The 21396-nt window shown below is 40.4% G+C and carries 20 protein-coding genes and 1 tRNA gene; 18 read left to right on the top strand and 3 right to left on the bottom strand.

Going from position 1 to position 21396, the window contains the following annotated elements; all coding sequences use genetic code 11:
- Position 1: 1 nt before the first annotated feature.
- A complete protein-coding gene (locus tag IGI66_RS09810) occupies positions 2 to 1438 on the top strand; it encodes a glutamate synthase subunit beta (protein WP_438848764.1) in 1437 nt (478 codons plus the stop codon).
- A 173-nt stretch (positions 1439 to 1611) separates the two neighbouring features.
- Here IGI66_RS09810 and IGI66_RS09805 read toward each other — a convergent pair whose 3' ends face one another.
- The gene (locus IGI66_RS09805) at positions 1612 to 1971 is read right to left on the bottom strand and encodes a DUF4828 domain-containing protein (protein ID WP_010780237.1); all 360 of its coding nucleotides are present in this window, start codon (positions 1969 to 1971) and stop codon (positions 1612 to 1614) included.
- 232 nt (positions 1972 to 2203) lie between these two features.
- Between IGI66_RS09805 and sfsA the strand changes: the two genes are divergently transcribed.
- From sfsA to IGI66_RS09785, 4 genes are all read left to right on the top strand, one after another.
- Positions 2204 to 2935: a DNA/RNA nuclease SfsA gene (gene sfsA / locus IGI66_RS09800; RefSeq protein WP_431379697.1), complete on the top strand. Its 732-nt coding sequence runs from the start codon at positions 2204 to 2206 to the stop codon at positions 2933 to 2935.
- A gap of 76 nt (positions 2936 to 3011) precedes the next feature.
- Positions 3012 to 4013, top strand: coding sequence for a Gfo/Idh/MocA family protein (locus IGI66_RS09795; protein ID WP_438848761.1), 1002 nt, complete (start codon positions 3012 to 3014; stop codon positions 4011 to 4013).
- An 8-nt stretch (positions 4014 to 4021) separates the two neighbouring features.
- Positions 4022 to 5200: a DEAD/DEAH box helicase gene (locus IGI66_RS09790; protein ID WP_438848759.1), complete on the top strand. Its 1179-nt coding sequence runs from the start codon at positions 4022 to 4024 to the stop codon at positions 5198 to 5200.
- 166 nt (positions 5201 to 5366) lie between these two features.
- A tRNA-Arg gene (locus tag IGI66_RS09785) sits at positions 5367 to 5440 on the top strand.
- A 43-nt stretch (positions 5441 to 5483) separates the two neighbouring features.
- Here IGI66_RS09785 and IGI66_RS09780 read toward each other — a convergent pair.
- Together IGI66_RS09780 and IGI66_RS09775 are read right to left on the bottom strand one after the other, a co-directional pair.
- Positions 5484 to 6725 carry an aminopeptidase gene (locus tag IGI66_RS09780; protein ID WP_438848757.1) on the bottom strand — a complete coding sequence of 414 codons (1242 nt, stop codon included), beginning with the start codon at positions 6723 to 6725 and terminating at the stop codon, positions 5484 to 5486.
- Between the two features lie 231 nt (positions 6726 to 6956).
- Positions 6957 to 7400 (bottom strand): flavodoxin, encoded by a 444-nt coding sequence (locus IGI66_RS09775; protein ID WP_010780242.1) that lies wholly within the window; start codon positions 7398 to 7400, stop codon positions 6957 to 6959.
- Between the two features lie 408 nt (positions 7401 to 7808).
- Here IGI66_RS09775 and map point away from each other — a divergent pair, with 408 nt between their 5' ends.
- The 13 genes from map to IGI66_RS09710 all read left to right on the top strand — a co-directional run bounded on the left by map (position 7809) and on the right by IGI66_RS09710 (position 21395).
- Entirely contained in the window at positions 7809 to 8573 is a 765-nt protein-coding gene (gene map, locus IGI66_RS09770) for a type I methionyl aminopeptidase (protein WP_010780243.1), read from the top strand.
- A gap of 15 nt (positions 8574 to 8588) precedes the next feature.
- Positions 8589 to 9512, top strand: coding sequence for a YihY/virulence factor BrkB family protein (locus IGI66_RS09765; RefSeq protein WP_010780244.1), 924 nt, complete (start codon positions 8589 to 8591; stop codon positions 9510 to 9512).
- A gap of 89 nt (positions 9513 to 9601) precedes the next feature.
- The gene (locus IGI66_RS09760; protein ID WP_010780245.1) at positions 9602 to 10720 is read left to right on the top strand and encodes an MraY family glycosyltransferase; all 1119 of its coding nucleotides are present in this window, start codon (positions 9602 to 9604) and stop codon (positions 10718 to 10720) included.
- A 15-nt stretch (positions 10721 to 10735) separates the two neighbouring features.
- Positions 10736 to 11530 carry a glycosyltransferase family 2 protein gene (locus tag IGI66_RS09755; protein WP_438848754.1) on the top strand — a complete coding sequence of 265 codons (795 nt, stop codon included), beginning with the start codon at positions 10736 to 10738 and terminating at the stop codon, positions 11528 to 11530.
- Between the two features lie 15 nt (positions 11531 to 11545).
- On the top strand, positions 11546 to 12307 hold the full coding sequence (locus IGI66_RS09750; protein WP_367378215.1) for a glycosyltransferase: 762 nt from the start codon (positions 11546 to 11548) through the stop codon (positions 12305 to 12307).
- 44 nt (positions 12308 to 12351) lie between these two features.
- A complete protein-coding gene (gene rfbA / locus IGI66_RS09745; RefSeq protein ID WP_010780248.1) occupies positions 12352 to 13221 on the top strand; it encodes a glucose-1-phosphate thymidylyltransferase RfbA in 870 nt (289 codons plus the stop codon).
- Between the two features lie 2 nt (positions 13222 to 13223).
- Entirely contained in the window at positions 13224 to 13805 is a 582-nt protein-coding gene (gene rfbC / locus IGI66_RS09740) for a dTDP-4-dehydrorhamnose 3,5-epimerase (RefSeq protein WP_010780249.1), read from the top strand.
- A 13-nt stretch (positions 13806 to 13818) separates the two neighbouring features.
- Complete coding sequence (rfbB, locus tag IGI66_RS09735) at positions 13819 to 14847, top strand: dTDP-glucose 4,6-dehydratase (RefSeq protein WP_086303509.1); 1029 nt, start codon at positions 13819 to 13821, stop codon at positions 14845 to 14847.
- Positions 14848 to 15019: 172 nt separating this feature from the next.
- A complete protein-coding gene (gene rfbD / locus IGI66_RS09730; RefSeq protein ID WP_086303510.1) occupies positions 15020 to 15865 on the top strand; it encodes a dTDP-4-dehydrorhamnose reductase in 846 nt (281 codons plus the stop codon).
- Between the two features lie 19 nt (positions 15866 to 15884).
- Complete coding sequence (locus IGI66_RS09725; RefSeq protein WP_431379693.1) at positions 15885 to 16742, top strand: glycosyltransferase; 858 nt, start codon at positions 15885 to 15887, stop codon at positions 16740 to 16742.
- Complete coding sequence (locus tag IGI66_RS09720) at positions 16714 to 18804, top strand: DUF7657 domain-containing protein (RefSeq protein ID WP_438848750.1); 2091 nt, start codon at positions 16714 to 16716, stop codon at positions 18802 to 18804. The genes IGI66_RS09725 and IGI66_RS09720 overlap by 29 nt, the downstream gene beginning before the upstream one ends.
- Before the next feature lie 20 nt (positions 18805 to 18824).
- On the top strand, positions 18825 to 20081 hold the full coding sequence (locus tag IGI66_RS09715; RefSeq protein WP_438848749.1) for an EpaQ family protein: 1257 nt from the start codon (positions 18825 to 18827) through the stop codon (positions 20079 to 20081).
- Positions 20082 to 20582: 501 nt separating this feature from the next.
- The gene (locus IGI66_RS09710) at positions 20583 to 21395 is read left to right on the top strand and encodes an ABC transporter permease (RefSeq protein WP_010780255.1); all 813 of its coding nucleotides are present in this window, start codon (positions 20583 to 20585) and stop codon (positions 21393 to 21395) included.
- Position 21396: the final 1 nt, after the last annotated feature.

Genomic DNA, 21396 nt, shown 5'->3' with positions numbered 1-21396 from the left:
CATGGCAGATCCATTTGGCTTTTTAAAATATCCGCGGAAGGACAATCCTTATCGGCCAGTCGAAGAGCGGGTTCAAGATTGGGAAGAATTGCAAACACCGCTCTCTACAGAAGAACGACAAGAGCAAGCGGCGCGCTGTATGAACTGCGGGATTCCTTTTTGCCATACAGGTATTTTCTATGGCGGCAAGCGCGCAGTCTCAGGCTGTCCCAATGACAATCTGATCCCTGAGTGGAACGACTTTGTGTTTCGTGGTGATTTCAAGAGTGCCTTTGATCGGTTAGCGAAAACCAATCCACTTCCAGAAATGACTGGACGGGTATGTCCTGCGCCTTGTGAAAAGTCTTGTACAGAGGGCTTGAACGGTTCGGGTGTTGCGATCCATGATAATGAACGCTTTATCATTGACCATGCCTTTGAACAGGATTGGGTAAAAAACGACGGGCTTCCCATCGAACGGACCGATTTTAAAGTCGCAGTCATCGGTTCTGGACCAGCGGGCCTTTCTGCTGCATGGCGGTTGAATCAACTGGGGCACCAAGTAACGGTGTACGAACGCAGCGATCGTGCGGGCGGCTTGTTAATGTACGGGATTCCAAATATGAAGCTGGATAAGGAAATCGTTCAGCGACGTATTGATGTGATGGAAGAAGTAGGGATCTCATTTGTATTAAATACCGAAGTGGGAACGGATATTTCCGCAGAGGATTTGCAGGAAAGGTATGATCGTGTCATTATCGCCAGCGGAGCAAGTGTTCCTCGCGATTTGAAAATTAAGGGACGCGAGCTGCATGGCATCCGATTCGCGGTGGATTATCTGACGGATTGTACAAAAGATGTGCTGCAGCATGGTAAAAAAGTGGTCGATCAAAAATTAGCTGGAAAGCATGTAATCGTTGTCGGTGGTGGCGATACAGGAAACGACTGTATCGGCTCAGCTATACGCCAAGGTGCGGCTTCAGTCAAGCAATTGGAGATTACGCCGCAATTGCCGGCAGCTCGTACTGCGAACAATCCGTGGCCGGAGTATTCAATGATCACTCGTGAAGGCTATGGTCAGGAAGAAGGTGCCGTGAACAATGCAGAATTAACTGCATATACGACGTCAACAACCAGCTTCATTGGCGCTGAGAGAGGGCAAGTGATTGCCATCGAGACGACTCAAGTAGACAATCAATTCCAACCTATTCCAGGAACTGAAAAAACATTGAAGGCAGATTTAGTATTACTTGCAATGGGATTCACTGGGGCAGAGAAAAATTTATTGGATGCTTTTGATGTTGAGGAAATCTATGAGGACTATGCAACGAACAATGAAAAAGTATACGTAGCTGGTGATGCCCGGCGTGGACCAAGCTTGGTTATCTGGGGAATTCGTGAAGGACGGAAAGCCGCAGAGCAGGTCGATCAAATGCTGCGGTCGTTGATTCAACAATAAAAAAATCAGATTGCCATCAAGAAATTTGACTGGCGATCTGATTTTTTTGTGAATCAAAGGAAAATCCTGTTCTAAAAAAATGAAGGCCCCTTCACGATTCAAATTGACAGTGAAGAGACCTTTAAGTTTTTCAAGTTTAAAGAATAATACGAAAAAACAGTACAAGTGCATAGCTATTGGTTTTTTACAGGAACGATCGGAAAGGAGACATCGTCCAGTTCATCATAGAGGGTGTCAGGCATCCCGTTTTTAGTTTTGATCAATAAGTGATAGCCATACTGATCTTGGATAGCTAATTTTTGTTCACTTAATTCAATCAACTGGTAGATGATGGCGGTACCATCTAAAATAATCGATAAATCAGGGTAAATCGTAATCGTGTGGTGTTTGTGCTCTTTTGGATGAGTGAACTCCCAAGAACCAACGTACACACTATTCAAATCTTTCGTTTCCCGTTTGCGCACGAATTTAGAGCTAACTGCTGCTACACCGAGTGAGGTCGCACTAAGGAAGACGGGCCATTTCAATCTCATCAAAAAGCTCCTTTCACAAGTTTACGAAGTTAAATTAAAAACTAAAAAGTGTATTTCGGCAAATCACATTTTAAGCAGCTCCTTTTTGAAGGCTGCAAACACTGCAAAAGTGAAGAATAAACTTAAAGTGAACGCCATTCACTCATGCTTTGTTATACTATATAATAAAGTCTGTCATCTTTCCATCCGGCTTAAGGACTATTTAACTTTTTTGAGAAGGATTTTGATAAAAATGAAGTATTCTGCGATTCACTTAGCAACTTTTATTGAAAGAAGCAACCGATTCATCGCTCGCTGTCGTTTGGTGGAGACAGGAGAAGAAATTATTACCCATGTGAAAAATACAGGTCGCAGCAAAGAGCTGCTGCTGCCGGATACGTTAGTGGCTGTGAATCATCAGCCCTCAGAAAAACGAAAAACAGCGTATGATTTAATTGCTGTAAAAAAAGGAGAAATGTGGGTCAATATTGATTCACAAATCCCGAATGCATTAGCTGCTGAAGGAATCCTCACCGGAAAAATCAATCTGCCGGGCTTAAAGGGAGCCATTACGTTGTTAAAGCGAGAGTATACCTTTGAACATTCGAAATTCGATATTTACTTTGAAACGGATCTGGATGAAAAAGGATTCGTGGAAGTAAAGGGAATGACTTTGGAAAACCACGGGATAGGTGCGTTTCCAGATGCTCCCACCCTTAGAGGGTTAAAGCATGTGGAAGAGCTGCGCGTGGCTCAGAAAATGACGTATCAATGTTATGTATTGTTTGTCGTACAATTTCCCACGATTGAAACGGCAACGATCCATCGTGAGATGCAACCGGCGCTCTATCTTGCTGTTGAAAAGGCCCAGGCAGACGGCGTGCAGATTTTAGCGTATAATTGTGAGGTAGATCAGGCGCATATTTCAATCAAAGAGTCTGTTCCTTTTGTGTTGGATCAACCATTTATTGATCCTAATTTATGAAGTGTACCATAGAGAACTTGATGCATTAAGCGGGCTTTTTTAATACACACCCTGAAATGAAAGAGGAGGAAGATTCATGATTAATTTAGGCATTATTGGAACAAATTGGATCACTGATCAATTTGTACAAGGGGCACTTGAGACGGGGGATTATCAATTAACCGCTGTTTATTCGCGAAAATTAGAGACCGCTCAAAAATTTGGTGAAAAATATGGCGACGTTGAATATGCGACGGACCTTAAAACATTTTTCGGAATTGCCCATATGTCGACGGTGTACATTGCTTCACCAAACAGTTTGCATTTCGAACAAGCCAAACAGGCTATCTTGGCAGGAAAAAATGTGATTGTTGAAAAGCCAGCGTTCTCTACACCTGATGAAATGGATGAGATTATCGAGCTGGCGAATCAAAAGAGTGTTTTTTTCTTTGAAGCTGCTCGTAATATTCATGAACAAGCGTTTAAAACGGTCTCTGATTTTCTCCCATTAAAAGATCATGTCATCGGAGCGGATTTTAGTTTCATGAAATACTCCTCACGATACGACCAGGTATTGGATGGAGAGGAACCAAATATTTTTTCACCCCATTTTTCAGGGGGAGCCTTGGCCGATCTAGGTGTCTATCCAATTTACGCAGCGTTGGACTGGTTTGGTATGCCGCAAGACAGCTTTTACTTTGGTCAAAAAATTTCTACTGGAGTAGATGGAATGGGCACAGGCATCTTGCGCTATGAGCATTTTGATGTCACGATTCGAACGGGTAAAATCGGAGACAGCTTCCAACAATCTGAGATTTATTTAACGAATGGGACATTGGTTTTAAATGCTGTCAATTCGATTGATGAAGCGGTCTTTCATGATCGTGGGCATCAGCGAAGAGAAAAATTAACGGTCCATCAATTGGAAAATCCAATGGTGGAAGAAGCGAAAGAATTTGCCCAAGTGATCATGAACCCGACGGATCGTAAGCTAGGGACCGATTATGAAGCGTGGGTGGAATTGTCTCGTAATGTGAACCAAGTGATTTATGATATGCGAAAAAGTGCGGGCATCGTATTTGATGCCGACGAGAAATAGAGGAAAATATGGATAATCAGGAATTTGTACCATTTTTACAAAAAAATTGGGAGGATGCTGGGTTTGAAAAGCCAGCATTGATCCAATCAAGCGTGTTTACACCTATAACAGAAGGTAAAAATCTAGTTGGAATCGCTCCGACTGGCAGTGGGAAAACTCTCGCATATTTACTACCACTGCTGAATAAAATGACGCCAGGAAAGGCCAGTCAGGTCCTAATCTTGACCTCTTCACAAGAGTTAGCGATGCAAGTTGTGGAAGTTGCTCGCAAATGGCTGTCAGGCTCAGGCATGAAGGTCCAGCCGTTGATTGGTGGAGCCAATATTAAACGGCAGCAAGAGGCACTGAAGAAAAAACCGGAGCTCCTAATAGGTACACCGGGTCGTGTCATGGAGTTGATCACAGCAAAAAAAATCAAAACACCGAATATCCAAACGCTGGTATTCGACGAGGTCGATCAATTGGTTCAGGGGCAGAGCCTTCAATTGATTCAAAAAATCCTAAAAGCCAGTGACAACGGCGCACAGCATTTATATTTTTCTGCGACGGCGGATACTGTATTAGAGGAATTGAATACCTTTGAATCCGAGCTGCTTGTAGTAGATGTTTCAGAAGAAGATGACAGCCAGGGAGAAGTCTCACACTTTTACCTAGAAACCAGCGATCGAAAAAAAGTTGAACAACTGCGCCGCTTACTGAATATGCCTACTTTTTGGGGTATGATTTTTTTCAATCAATTAGGAGATATGGGTAGCGCGGAAGAAAAATTACTTTTCCATCAATTGCCCGTAGCCAGCTTAGCATCAGATCAATCAAAATTATCCCGTAAAGGTGCGATCGAGCAATTCAAGAAACACCAAGCGCTAGGGCTTTTGACGACAGATTTGGCTAGCCGAGGATTAGATATTGAATCGCTGCCGTTTGTGATCAACGCAGATGTTCCGTTAAGCGAAGAAAGCTATTTGCATCGTGCAGGACGTGTGGGACGAATGGGAAAAACAGGAGTCGTTATTTCACTTGTCACCCCTCAGGAGAAAGCGGATTTAACTAAAATAGGGAAAAAATTAGCACTGAATCTGGCGCCTATTTACCTATTTGGCGGCGAGCTGCTCACAGAAGAACCTGTAAAACAAAGCGATCCTAAAAAGAAAAAAAATAAGAAGATCAAGGGAAAAAGACGAAAATAAGTCTTTTTTCTTTGCTCTTTTTTGCATTGTCAGACAATCAAGCGGATCAATGGGCTTGTGTAGGAGTAAAAACATCATTTTTTGTGAATTTGTAAGCGGAAGTAGATTAAATTTAAGTTAGTCATCTTGCTAAAATAAGTTAAAATCGCTACAATAGTGGAGGTATGTTCTCGTAGCTCAGTAGGATAGAGCGATCGCCTCCTAAGCGATAGGTCGCTGGTTCGATCCCAGTCGAGAACGTCAAAAAAACCACTTAGAAACCATTCTAAGTGGTTTTTTCTATTTAGGACGCCCAATCGCCATTTCTGAAAATAGGGACTTTTGTGCCATCTTTACGAATGCCATCGATCATCATTTGCGCAGATCCGACCATAAAGTCCACATGCGTTTGGCTACTATTTAATCCAGCAGCAGCTAATTCTGTCTTGGTCATTTCTGTTCCGCCTTCGACACTGAAAGGATAAGCAGCACCAAGAGCTAAATGATTTGATGCGTTCTCATCAAAAAGAGTATTGAAGAACGTGATCCCCGATTGCGAAATCGGCGATGGATCTGGAACTAAAGCGACTTCACCCAGATGTTTTGCACCTTCGTCAATCGCCAATAGTGAGGCCAAGACATCTGAGCCTTCTTTCGCAGAGAATTCCACGACTTTTCCATCTTTAAATGTAAAGCGCATGTCTGTTAATGTTGTCCCTGCATAACTCAACGGTTTTGTGCTGGTAATGTAGCCATCGACACGGTTTCTGTCTGGTGCAGTGAATACCTCTTCTGTAGGCATGTTCGCCATGAACTCATTTCCGTCGGCAGCAAAACTGCCAGCACCTTCCCAAACGTGATTATCTGGAAGGCCAATGACGATATCTGTTCCAGGTGCTGTATAGTGTAGGGCGGAGAATTGTTCCTTATTTAAACGCTCCGCTTGTTCACGCATTGTTGCATCGTGTGCTTCCCAAGCCTTCACGGGATCATCCGTGTAGATGCGCGTAGTTTTAAAAATCTCATCCCAAAGTCTGTCCACTTGCTCTTCGCTTGAAGAAAGATCTGGGAAAACTTTTTGTGCCCAAGCAGGGCTTGAAGCAGCGACCACTGTCCAGCGTAATTTATTGGATTGAGTTGCTTCCATAACCGCTTGAAGAGCCTTTCCACGGGCTGCCTGAAAACTGGCGACACGTGAAGTATCCACCCCTGACAAAGCATCTGGATTTTGAGAAACAATGCTGATGCGTGTAACTCGTTTTTCAGCAAAAGCGTTGGCTTCATCGACTTTATAGGAAGGAACTTCATTCAAGCGATCCTCCGCTGCGTAGGTCAAAAATTCCCGTTGGATCTGATCGTCATTCCACTGTACGATAACTTCCGCCGCCCCTAATTGATAAGCTTCTTTTGTCACAAGACGTGCTAAAGCTGCTTGTTCCACACTAGCATAAACGATAACTGTGTCTTCTTTTTGGATATTTACACCGACTTTCGCAATCAAGTGGGCGTATTTTTCTAAAAGTGTTTCAAAATTAGGTAAAACCATTTGTATCCCTCCATTTCATTGATTCTATCTTAGCATTACTTTGATGCGGGTTCCCGTTTCTAGACTTGAAACATCAAAATAGTTTCCACCATCAATTCAATGCGGAACGAAAATTCAGAAAGCGAGCTGAAAAAACTGCCTAAATGGAAAGCCGAATGCCGATTTACGTTTGATTCTGAAAGTAAATCGACTTTCGGCTTTCTTTATTTTATTCTGCTTTATTTTCAACGATTAAGAAGCAGCGGCGACAATTTTTTTCGCAAAGGCTTCTAAGTTCTCGATATCCTCTTCCTCCGCGGCCATCTCTACCTTCACACTATCAGCACCACGAGCAGCTCCGGTTTTTACGAAAGCTGCATCGAAATCATCCACAGATTTACAGTATTGATCATAAAAAGTATCTCCAGATCCGCATACACCGAAGATTTTTCCGCTTAGATCCAATTCTTGAAGGTCTTCATAAAAATCTACGATCTCATCTGGAAGATCACCTTCACCATAAGTATAGGTAGCTACGACACAGATATCCGCATCTTCAAAATCTTCCGCTTCTACTTGTGTACATTCATCAATTTCTACATCAAGATCTAAATTTTCGAAGGCTTCTGCCACGATATCGGCGATTTCTTCGGTATTTCCAGTCATACTGGCGTAAACAATTTTTGCTAATGTCAAAAGAATTCCTCCTTATTTGTTTGAATGCCATACATTGCTCAACCTTTAAAGGTCACTTTTCTCCATGACGGATCGCGAAAAGCTGAAAGGACATTCTTAGCTTCAAGCTAAATTCATGGTCATTATATCAAAATAGAAATCAAAAAGGAATCACTGGTCTCTAACCATTTGTTCGCTTTATAGGGTTATGTTAAAATAGACAAGATGAAAAAGGAGATTTGTCCAGCTTTTCACGAGTTCTACTTTTTATTTTTTGAGAAGTGCAGTAGAATTTCGACAGTATAGTTAGTAGTGTTTAGCTGTTCCATAGAGTTATTTTCACCACTAACTAGCGAAAAGTTAACTGGAAAATCAGATTTTTATTCTTAATAAAAAAGAGATTTTGACTATTCATAAGGAGACGAGAACATGATTACATTAAAATCACCCCGAGAAATAGAAATGATGAACGAGTCAGGCGAACTTTTGGCTGATGTCCATCGCCATCTACGGGATTTTATAAAACCTGGTGTTACAAGTATGGAAATTGAAAAGTTTGTTAGAGACTTCATCGAGAGTCATGGCGGAATCGCCGCTCAAATCGGCTTTGAAGGCTATGAATATGCGACCTGTTGCAGTATCAATGACGAAATTTGTCACGGCTTTCCAAGAAAGAAACCACTAAAGAATGGTGACTTGATCAAAGTGGATATGTGCGTGGAATACAAGGGCGCAATGTCAGATTCGTGCTGGTCTTACGCAGTAGGAGAAGCCTCACCTGAGATCGAACGTTTAATGGAAGTGACTAAAAAAGCACTGTATTTGGGAATTGAGCAAGCACAAGTCGGCAATCGAATCGGTGACATAGGTCATGCGATCCAAACATATGCTGAAGGAGAAGGATTCTCTGTTGTGCGCGATTTTGTCGGACATGGCATTGGACCAACGATCCACGAAGAACCAGCGATCCCTCATTATGGTATAGCGGGGAAAGGTTTGCGCTTGCGCGAAGGCATGGTGATCACCATCGAACCAATGATCAACACCGGTGTATGGCAAATGAAAATGGACCCAAATGGCTGGACTGCGTATACGCGTGATGGCGGTTGGAGTGCCCAATATGAGCACACTTTAGCAATTACAAAAGAAGGACCAAAAATTTTAACTTCACAAGGTGAAGAAGGAACTTATTAGAACGATGGAGATTTTATGGGACCAATAGATAAAATTAAAGAAAACAAAAAATTAATGGATTTTATCCAATCGATCCAAAAACACTTAGCAGAGACAGAAATAGGCGACCGCTCCGTAGTAGTTGCCTATTATTTGTTGCTGTCTTTTTTTCCAATATTAATCATCGTCGGCAATCTGCTGCCGTACTTTAATATTACTCCCGAAACGGTGCTGCCTTATTTGAGTGAGGCGATTCCTCCAAATGTTTATAGCTTTTTGAAGCCGGCAATCATTGGATTATTGGAAAATACTTCAGGAGGTATGTTGTCTATCTCTGTTTTGGCCGCATTATGGTCCTCCAGCCGAGGGATCAATGCCTTGCAGACCGCGTTGAATCGAGCCTACGGAGTTGAAGACCGGGGGAATTTTGTGATCAGTCGGATCGTCTCGGTCGGGATCGTTGGTATTTTGATGATGGCGATTATAGCAGTCGCGTTGTTTTTCAGTGCAGGTCAAGTTATTTTAGATGCGTTGCAGCAATTATTGCGTTTTTCACCAGATATTATTGAAACATTCTTAGCGCTGCGCTGGCCGGTCACACTCATTGGCTTATTAGTTATTTTGGGCGGGTTATATATTGTTATTCCTAATGCTCATGTGCGAATCAAGTATGCATTGCCCGGCACGATATTTGCAACAGTGGGTTGGATCGTATTGGCGCAAGGATTTAGTATCTATGCTCAGACTTTTGCCCAACGAGTCTCTGGGTATCAGATTATCGGAAGTTTCATCGTTCTGATGTTCTGGTTGAACTTTGCCGCGACCATTATTATTTTGGGCGGCGTACTGAATGTCACGATTGAAGAATATCATACCGGGCAAGAAGTCACGGAAGGGTCTAACCGCGTGAATAAATGGTTCAATCAATTAAAAGATCGTTTTATTAAAAAGAAGAAATAAGTTCAAGAATTTTTGTAAGATTTCAGCAGAACCTTGTAAAGAGGGTTGAATTCTATATAATAATTTTTAGTTAAAGGGCAGGTGGCAATATGTTAGTATCATTCGGGCTGATCATCAAATACTTTCTTACTTTTTTGATGGCATTGATCTTGACCCCGATATTTAAAATAATTTCGGTCCAGACCGGATTGGTAGACAATCCGAATGCACGCCGAATGAACCAAGTGCCTATGCCAAGTGCAGGCGGGTTGCCAATATTTATTACATTCGCTATTTCATCCTTGGTTTTGTTTCGTGATGCCATTCCTTTTGAGTACATCAGCAAAATTTTGCTGGGTGGGCTGATCATCATCATTACAGGATTGTTGGACGACAAGTTTGAATTGACGCCTAGACAAAAGAGTGTCGGTATTTTGCTGGCAGCGTTGGTTATTTATTATTTTGCAGACATTCGGTTCAACTTCTTTACCGCGCCGTTTCTTGGACGGATCAATCTTGAGTGGCTGAGTTTACCTGCTACATTGTTTTGGATTTTTGGGATCACGAACGCGATGAACCTTATTGACGGATTAGACGGTCTGGCTTCAGGGGTATCAATTATCAGTTTGACCACGATCGGTGTGATTGGGTACTTCTTTCTCCACTCATCGACAGTCTATATTTCATTAGCTATTTTTTGTTTAGTTGCTAGTATCATGGGGTTCTTCCCATATAATTTTCATCCTGCAAAAATCTATCTAGGGGATACTGGAGCGCTATTTTTAGGATTTATGATGTCTGTTCTGACTTTGCAAGGGCTAAAAAATGTTACATTCATTTCTTTGATCACACCTTTGATAATCTTGGGAGTCCCTGTAACAGATACTTTTTTTGCAATGGTTCGTCGGAAGGCAAAAAACATGCCGATTTCTGTTGCGGATAAGCAGCATCTGCATCACCGATTATTAAATTTAGGTTTTACACATCGCGGAGCGGTCTTAACAATCTATGCAATCGCCGTATTGTTTTCATTTTCCGCACTGTTGCTAAATTATACGAGTCGAGTAGGAACGATTGTTTTGATCATAGCGATGGTTTTTGCCCTGACCTTCTTATTAGAATTGATCGGATTAATTAGTGAAAAATATAGTTTTATTACAAAAAGTTTTCGTTTCTTCGGGAATAGAGAATATCGAACGCAAGTATTGCATAAATATTTTAAGAAATGAGTGTTGTCGTCCATTATGAATAGATACGAACCGAATGTGACTGTCAGCATCGTGACACATAATAGCGATAAAATTTTTTTGAGCTTGGATTCCTTGATCGAACAATTGAAGGATGAGCAGCAGATTCAATTGAAAATTTTTGACAATGCATCAGAACCAGCGTACCAAGAACGACTAAAAAAATATCTCGCCCATCCTTTTGTATCCATTGAGTTTCATAACGAAAATAAGGGCTTCGGCTTTGGGCATAACACCAATCTCTTAGGGACAACCGGCTACGGCATTATTTTTAATCCTGATATTATTCTTTCCGACAATCATCTGAGAGAGATGGTCAATCATTTAGCAGCCCAGCCAGATTGCGGTCTACTAGCACCAAAAATTTTAAATGAGGATGGAACAATGCAGTATTTGATTCGCAATCATTTAGATGTTTTTGATTACATGCTGCGTTTTATCCCGTTTAGATTCATTAAAAAAATCTTCACGAAACGTCTAGAGAAATTTGAGTGCCGGGATCTTCCTGAGGATCGCGATAGTATTGTCCGTATGATTTCCGGTAGTTTTATGGTTGTGGATTTAGCAAAATTTCAAGAGATACAAGGGTTTGACGAACGGTATTTTATGTATTTTGAAGACAACGATCTTTGTCGTAAAATGGAGCAAGCAGGCTATAAAGCTATTTACAGTCCGCAATTTTCAGTGGTTCATCTGTATGAACGCGGAGCAGTGAAGAACAGAAAGTTATTTTTCATTTTTTTACAGTCCATGCGAAAATATTTTCAAAAGTGGGGCTGGCAATTTTTTTAATTTTGGAGGTAAGGGATGCAAAAGCAGTCCAAGACGCGAATTTCTGTTTGTATGGCAACCTACAACGGACGTCACTTTATTGAAGAACAATTGAACAGCATATTCCCACAACTTTCAGAACAGGACGAGTTGATTATTTCCGACGACCATTCCACCGATGGTACGTGGGAATTTTTATTAGATTTAGCAGAAAGGGATTCCCGCGTCCATTTATTCCAGAATGAGGGAAAAGGATTGATCGCGAATTTTTCAAATGCCATCCAAAGAAGCAACAACGCAATCATTTTTCTTAGCGATCAAGACGATGTTTGGCATCCAGATAAGGTGGGAAAAATGCTGCCGCATTTTGAGAATCCAAAGATAACTGCGGTCGTTTCTGATTTAATTATCGTTGACAATGATTTCGAGGTCTTAGTTCCATCTTATCAAGCGATGCGTCATACACACGCCGGGTTTTGGCATAACCTGGTGAAAAGCAGTTATATTGGTGCAGGAATGGCTTTTCGATCTGAACTGAAATCAATTATTTTACCGATTCCGCCAGATGTTCCTATGCATGATATGTGGATTGGTTTATTAGCCGATTATTATCATGGGGTTCAGTTTATTCCAGATGAATTGGTTTATTATCGTCGTCATGGCTTGAATGCATCTGAGATCAAGACGACTGCTTCACGAGTGCAGCAGTTTAAATGGCGATGGAATGCACTGCAATTAGTTAGAAAAAGGATAAAGGAAATTAAAAAAAATCAGCAAAACGATTTTTCTAATACCTGACATCGGGTATAATGTGTTCGTATGTATAAAAAAGGAGCGTAACTATGAAGGGAATAATCCTAGCAGGGGGAAGCGGTACTCGCTTGTATCCTCTAACCAAAGCAACGTCGAAACAATTGATGCCGGTTTATGATAAACCGATGATCTACTACCCAATGTCTACCTTGATGTTGGCAGGAATCAATGAGATCTTGATTATCTCAACTCCACAAGACACACCGCGTTTTGAAAATCTTTTTGGAGACGGTCATGAGTTGGGAATTCACATTGAATACGCAGTACAAGATAGCCCAGATGGATTGGCTCAAGCGTTCATCATCGGCGAAGAGTTCATTGGTGACGATAGCGTTTGCTTAGTTCTAGGCGACAATATTTATTATGGCGACGGCTTGTCACGGATGCTGCAGCGTGCCGCGAAAAAAACAGAAGGTGCTACTGTGTTTGGGTATCATGTAAATGATCCCGAGCGTTTTGGTGTTGTAGAATTTGACGACGACATGCAGGCAGTTTCTATCGAAGAAAAACCTGAAAAACCAAAATCTCATTATGCAGTGACGGGCTTATACTTTTATGATAATGAGGTTGTGGAGATTGCCAAAAATATTCAACCCTCTGAACGTGGGGAATTAGAAATCACGGATGTCAATAAAGAGTACCTGAAGCGCAATAAATTGTCTGTTGAAGTAATGAGCCGAGGATTTGCTTGGTTAGATACTGGCACACATGAGTCATTATTAGAAGCATCAACTTTTATCTCAACGATCGAAAAACGTCAAAATTTAAAAGTCGCTTGTTTAGAGGAAATCTCATATCGAATGGGTTACATCACAAAAGAACAATTGGTCGAATTGGCACAACCATTGAAGAAAAATCAATATGGGCAATATCTATTACGTTTAGCAGAAGAGGATTAAACATGGGAAAAATTAAAGTAACTGAAACAAACTTAACAGATGTAAAAATTATCGAGCCAGCAGTATTTGGCGATCATCGCGGATTTTTTACAGAGAGTTATTCTGTAGAGGATTTTAAAGCAGCTGGGATCGATTTCGATTTTATTCAAGACAACCATTCCTTGTCGACACAACCAGGTGTACTTCGCGGCTTGCATTTTCAAAAAGGCGCATCGGCACAAACCAAGTTGATTCGTGTCGTAACAGGTGCAGTTCTTGATGTGATCGTGGATATTCGTAAAGGCAGTCCAACCTATGGAAAATGGGAAGGTTATATTCTTTCAGAACACAATCATCGTCAATTGTTGGTTCCTCGTGGGTTTGCTCACGGCTTTGTGACGCTGACTCCAAATGTCAACTTTATGTACAAATGTGACAACTACTACGATGCAGAAGCAGATGGCGGAATCTCATTTGCAGATCCAGATTTAGCGATTGAATGGCCAATTGCCATTGAAAAAGCAATCACCTCGGAAAAAGATGCGAAACAACCGACTTTGAAAGAATTTGAAGCAGAAAATCCTTTCGTATATGGTGAAATTTAAGGAGTAAATATAGATGAAAAATATTATCGTAACAGGCGGAGCGGGCTTTATCGGCTCTAACTTCGTTCATTATGTTGTAAACAATCATCCTGAAGTCCATGTCACAGTGTTAGATAAATTAACTTACGCTGGAAACAAGGAAAACCTTGCTGGACTTCCAGAAGATCGCGTGGAGTTAGTTGTCGGAGATATCGCCGATGCAGAATTAGTCGATCGTTTAGTGCAGAAGGCTGATGCAGTCGTTCATTACGCGGCAGAATCTCACAATGACAATTCATTGAAAGACCCATTTCCATTTGTACAAACAAATATCATTGGAACCTACACTTTAATCGAAGCTTGCCGTAAACAGAATGTGCGTTACCATCATGTTTCAACAGATGAAGTGTATGGAGACCTTCCATTACGAGAGGATCTGCCAGGGCATGGAGAAGGCGAAGGAGAAAAATTCACTTCAGAAACTCCTTACAACCCATCAAGCCCTTATTCATCAACTAAAGCAGGCTCTGATTTGTTAGTTAAGGCATGGGTTCGTTCATTCGGCTTACAGGCGACAATTTCAAACTGCTCAAACAATTATGGCCCTTACCAACATATTGAGAAATTTATCCCACGTCAAATCACCAATATTTTAAGCGGTATTCGTCCAAAATTATATGGCGATGGTAAGAATGTACGCGATTGGATCCATACAAATGATCATTCTTCTGCGGTATGGTTGATTTTAACAAAGGGTAAAATCGGCGAAACCTACTTGATTGGCGCTGATGGTGAAGAAGACAATAAAACGGTCATGGAAATCATTTTGGAAGAAATGGGTCAATCAAAAGACGCTTACGATCACGTAAAAGACCGTGCGGGTCATGATTTACGTTATGCGATCGACTCCACAAAATTACGTGAAGAATTAGGGTGGACACCAGAATTCACTAATTTTCGTGCAGGCATGAAGGATACCATCAAATGGTATACCGAGCATGAAAACTGGTGGCGGGCTGAAAAAGAAGCGGTCGAAAACAACTACGCAAAGAACGGCCAATAATACAAACTGAATGAGGCAGGGTATACCTGCCTTTTTTCGAGTTTTTCTTCTCCTTTTAGATGGAGCAGAAAAACTGTATTTGAAGAGAAGACACACCTAGTAATAAAACTATTGTCAGTTTTATTGGAATGAATCAAAGTGGCTTACAAGATATAGATAGGAGTAGATAGAGATGATCTTAATTACAGGCGGACATGGACAATTAGGAACTGAATTACGTCACTTGCTAGACGAGAAGAAAATCGAATATGTGTCTACGGATGCAGATCAATTAGATATTACAGATAAAGAAGGCACGTATAAATTTATCACTGAAATGAAGCCGGAACTGATTTATCATTGTGCTGCATATACTGCTGTAGATAAGGCAGAGGACGAAGGCAAAGAATTAGATGAATTGATCAATGTGGATGGCACACGCAATGTAGCGGAGGCTGCAAAGGCAGCAGGAGCGACGCTGATCTATATCAGTACAGATTACGTCTTTGATGGAACAAAGAAAGACGGCATGTACCAAGTAGGGGATGCAACAAATCCATTGAGTGAGTATGGTCGTACGAAACTTTTAGGAGAACAAGCCGTTCAAGAAATAATGAAGGATTATTACATCATCCGCACTTCTTGGGTTTTCGGTATTTATGGTCATAACTTTATCTATACAATGCAAAACTTGGCTAAAACTCATGATCGTTTGACTGTTGTAAACGACCAATTTGGACGGCCAACGTGGACACGTACTTTGGCCGAATTTATGACATTTGTAATTGAAACAAACGCGCCATTTGGAGTGTATCATTTATCAAATGAAAACAGCTGTTCTTGGTATGAATTTGCCAAAGAAATTTTAAAGGATACCAAGGTCGAGGTTGCTCCTGTAACTTCTGAAGAGTATCCGCAAAAGGCGACACGTCCACAATACTCAATCATGGACTTAAGCAAAGCAAAAGCACTAGGATTTGAGATTCCAACTTGGCAAGAAGCACTTGCAAGTTTCCTTGAATTAGAAGCTAAACAATAAAGAGTCGGAGGTAAGAAAGATGTTTGAAATCGTGGTCGTTCTTTATCATATGACTGCTTCAGAATCATCAACGATCGAAAGCTTGAATACTCTTCTTACCTCTGAAGCTTTTTCTGAGATTCGCAGTATTTTGATTTTTGATAATAGTGAACAAGCTGCTGAACCGCAGGGATTAGATGCGCGATTCACGTATCATCATAGCCAAACAAATGTTGGCTTGGCACAAGCATATAACACTGCGCTGAATCAGATGAGTGAATCGGCGGTATGGTTGATTACGCTGGATCAAGACACGACGATTTCCTATGAGTATTTAGAAGCGTTAATAAAAAAAGCTACACAATTACCAGAATCAGTCGTAGCCATTGCTCCGATCATCAATGATCAGAAACAGCAAATTTCACCTGTCCGCAGCGACACCTTGCGTCCTTTACATAAAGAACTGCCTCAAGGAAATCAGATGTATTCTAAAGACATAATGGTTATCAATTCAGGAACCGCAGTACGTGCACATTTTTTACGTGAAATTGGCGGCTACAACTTGTCCTTTCCCCTTGATTATTTAGATCATTGGTTGAGCTGGCGTATTTTTTTCGAAAAAAAACAAATGTACATCTTATCAAATGAATTGCAACATCAATTATCTGTCTTAGATTATGCTAAGCGAATGAATTTTTTTCGCTATCAGGCTATTTTATCCGCTGAAAAATGCTATTATTCTTTATATGATAAACAACTGTATTCTCAATATCGTAGACAATTGTTTCTGCGAGGATGCAAACAGCTCTTGAACGGAAAATTCAATTATGGAAAAATGACACTTAAATTTTTATTCTCGGGAGGAAACAATGGAATCAAGAGCACAAAAGCGAACTAAGGAGACCCCCTATAAGAAGATCAATCCGTTTGAATGGGTCATTGATCAGATTATTCGCTTTCGATATATCATTGGCGTTCTTTTTTTAATTTTGATTGTGGCGCTGAACTTAAATGGAAGTTCGATTGGCTCCTGGGATAGAATCGTTTCAGAGCGTAGCGACAATAAGCAATCAGACGTTATTTTTGGACAGAATCGAGAGGTTCGCTCGGATGAGTGGATGGTCCAGACCCCATTTTATTTTTCTCAAGCAGAAAGCGACTATCCAGTAGTTAATAAGCAATATGGCAAAGAGGGTCAAAATATGATCATTGCCTATAATTCACCTGTAAAGGACCTGACAGTGATTGGAAAACCTTTCAACTGGGGATTTTTCTTCTTAGGGAAGGAGAGGGGACTTTCTTTCTATTGGGGCTTTAAAATTATCGCAATGGTTTTACTGAGTTTTGAACTCGTCATGATTTTAACAAAACGTAATAAATATTTGTCTTTGCTAGGCTCGTTTTGGATCACGTTTTCGCCTTCGATCCAATGGTGGTTTATGCAGCATGTGGGGGATTTGATGTTCTTTACGTTAGCCATTATGGTTGCGAGTTATTATTACATCGCGAGGCATGAAAATCGGCTGCTGCGACTATTTATGATGGCGTTGATCGTCATTAACGGGATTGGATTTGTTTTAGTATTGTATCCAGCACATCAAGTACCCTTAGCTTACCTGATTCTATTTTGGCTATTTGGTACATTGATCCATTTCCGAAAAGAATTGGTGTTAGACGTTTGGGATCTGCCAATTATTATTGGAGGGCTTGGAATTATTGGTGTTGTTCTTTTCCATTTTTATAGCACCTCTAAAGATGCAATCGACGCGACCCTCAACACGATCTATCCAGGACATCGAGAAGCGGGTGGCGGAGGAAGACCGCAATCAGACTACTTCTTGTTCCTAACCAATTGGAAGATTCCATTTGAAGATTTCAATTTTCATGGAACCAACAATGGAGAGGTAGCTTCGTATTTCAACTTCTTGCCGTTAACGGTTCTTTTGTCACCCTTCATTTTCTTTTCTAAGCATGGTAAAGATGAGAAATACATGGGTGTGATTTTAGGATTGTTCTGTTGTTTTATGTTTGGTTGGACCTATTTCGGATATAGTCATGGGATAGCTAAAGTATTGATGCTGACATATGTAACAAGTACACGAGGGCTGGTTACATTAGGCTTTGGAGCAGTCTTATTGTCATTATGGATGATCAATTTCTTCTGGGAGTACGTCCGCATAACTTGGTGGGTAAAATTAATTTTTCTAGCTCTTATTATGATAAAAGCAACGCATGCTGTCGTGTCTTCAATTATGGGGCTGTATTTTAACAACTTTGAGATTTTTATGACATTAGTGATATTTGCGCTGATTCTTTTCTGTCTACTGTTTAAGTTAAAAAAAGTGTTCATACTTGCGATGACTATTTTGATTCTAGTATCAGGTTTTTCAGTTAATCCCGTTGTTCATGGCACTGGAGCAATTGATAAGAAAACATTGGCGGAAGAAATAGGTAAAATCAAAAAGGAAGATCCAGAGGCGTTGTGGTTATCAGAAGCAGACCTATACAACTTTACTCCAGCTCTTGGTGTTAAGACGATCAACTCTGTCCGCTTCTATCCAGACATGGCGTTATGGCATAAGATTGATCCGAAACACAAACAAGAAAAAATCTATAATCGTTATGCGCATGTACGTGCGTTTGTGGACAAAGGAGAAACAATTTTCCGCTTGGATCGCCCAGACAACTTCACGGTTACACTTAACTTTACAGACTGTAAGAAGCTTGGATTTAAGTATGTGATTAGTAAACGGCCTTTGGAGGATTATAACGCATTGAATTATGCGCAATTTGACCGGATATATGGTCCTGATAAAGATAAATGGTCGATTTATAAATTGAGTTTTACTTCAGACGAAGATCAAATGCAGCCTGAAGATGCTGTTGATCCAATTGGGGGAACGGAAGATTATCAAGAGATTCCACAACCTGCACCGAATTATGATGAGTATATTAATTAAAGGAAGTTCGGAGGAATAAAATGGGACGAGTAAAGAACAGCACGGCTGATCTATTGAATTTGATCAGTGCGTCTATTCTAATTGGAATGACATTGTTGTGCTTTTTCCTTTGGACCAAAGGAATTGGCACACCTGGGATGTTCTATATATATGCACATATGAGCCGCTACATGCCGATTGGCGCTACTATCGTTTTAGTGTTGAACTGCTATCGGATGAAATGGGATGACTTTGCCTGGGTGGGAATCGCTCTGGTTTCGATTGTTTTCTTCCATCAATTTGATTCTTTGAGACAGGCTGATATTTTTTTAGATGTTACAATTGCCTTGATCATTTTTATAGTCTTAGATTTCAAATTGGTCGAATTCACAAAGGGGATACGATTAGTATTCGCAGGATTGATGTTGCTGGTTTTACTGATCACGGCATTTCGCATATTTACCGAAATCCCAACTCCGCCTTCAGGTATCAGTATCTGGGATAAAAGCAACAAGTTGCAGGAAATCTGGATCAATACCAACACTATCGGGAGTAGTGTCATGTGCTCAAGCTTTTTAGCTGCGACATTATTGCAGTCTCTGGATTTGACGTGGGCTAAAATGCTGAAGTTTGCTGTATATGCGATCGCTCTTGCTTGTACTTGGGTCGTTCAATCACAGGCAGCGTTCATTGCTGTCGCATTTTTTGTTCTTTTTGATTTGTGGCCTAATTTTTTGAAAGAAAAAGTCAAATGGGCCTACGGAATTGTTTATAGTGTGTTTTTGATAGGAATATTTCCTTTGTCCCTCTTTTTAGCAAACTCAAGTAATATCGATTTGTTTACGGGACGTGAAGATATTTGGAAACATTTTTATGATACCTTGTTTAAAGTTAGAAATCAGTTTTGGGTGGGAATGCCGGCATTCACATTTAAACGTGGGCAGCAAGTTTTAGGGAATCACAATAGCTACAATTCTACGTTAGGAGCATTTGGTTTGATTGGCCTTGTTCTGATCAGCCTCTTTATCCTATATAATGTATGGTTGCTTATTCTTAGAGAGGATACCCAAACGATCCAATTCAGTTTTATTATCGCCTTTTTCGGAATTTTATTGCAATCAACTATGGAAGATACGTTGATGGCTCCTTATTGGATACCAATTACTTTCTGTTTATTAGGACTTGCTTGGCAGCGTAATCCAGAACCTGACGAGTATTACGATTATTCGACAAATGTGTTTGATCCGATAGAAGAGGAGTATGACATAGAACCTACGCGAAGAAGTCGTAGAAGATAGTGATTAAAAAGTTTAGGTGCGGTTTTAAGCATCTAAACTTTTTTTGTGTAATTTTAGCAGTTGATTTCTCTATTTTGGCCGTTCAGTTTGAAAAATAGCATGAGAAACAGAACCAATTTTTGTTTTCTTTGAGAGTAAAAAAAAGCATCTGAGTAATTTAAATTAGAAAGATAAGAATAGACACTCTTGATAATACACTAATGGCAAGAGCGTGGAGCATCAGAAAACAGGTTTTCACAGACAAAACTTAATAAAAATTTTAGCTCGTTGAAACAGCGATCTATTTGTCCTACGGCCGTGGGAGGAAATGCATAGTTCGAGGGTGTAAATGAGTTACCTGTACTAACCAACGGGTAAAGGATAGAATAGGGTCTTGAAGGTCCAAGTGAATTCGGGAAGCATATTCTTATTAACCTTGCTTTTACATATATCTTTCTGTAGAATAATAACGTTAATCAACCCTAGAAATAATAAATAATGCGCTAGATGAGAGGGAAAAAAATGTTCAAAGACTTACTTAGTTTTTTTAAAGAAATTATCCAAAATCGCACCCTATTAAAACAGTTTTCTGTCAACGACTTCAAGGCCCGTTACGCGGGATCTGCCTTGGGGATTTTTTGGGCCTTCGCAAATCCATTAGTGATGGTAGTGACTTACTGGTTTGTGTTCGGTGTTGGGTTCAAAGCAGCAATGACCGATGGAAAATACCCATTTATTGTCTTCCTGTTAACAGGTTTAGTTCCATGGATGTATTTTTCAGAAGTATTAGGCTCAGCGACAAACGTTTTCCGTGAATATAGTTATTTAGTTAAAAAAGTTGTTTTCAACATTCGAATTTTGCCGTCTGTTAAATTATTTTCTGCCATGTACATGCATGTATTCTTTATTATTATTGCATTAATCGTAGGGATCTTTAACCATGTAGTACCAGGTCTGCATATTTTACAAATGTTTTATTATCTTTTTGCGATGATGATGTTTTTGACGGGACTGACTTGGATCACATCTTCGATCCAACCGTTCTTCCCAGACATCAATCAATTTATTGGTGTGATTATGCAAGCGTTGATGTGGGGAACCCCGGTTTTATGGAGTATCAACCAATTTGCGGCACATCCAACAATCCAGTTTATTTTGAAATTCAATCCGATGTTCTATGTCGTCCAAGGTTATCGAGACGCGTTCTTTGGCGAGCAATGGTTTTGGGAAAAACCATTATTGACGATTTATTTTTGGGCTGTGACATTGATTTTATTAGTCGTAGGCAGCATCGTCTTCAAACGCTTGAAACCACATTTTTCTGATGTGTTATAAG

Source organism: Enterococcus sp. AZ048 (assembly GCF_051715125.1).
Lineage (GTDB): Bacteria > Bacillota > Bacilli > Lactobacillales > Enterococcaceae > Enterococcus_A > Enterococcus_A gilvus.
Note: the sequence above shows the minus strand (reverse complement) of the source record. Positions and strands in the feature narration are given on the sequence as shown.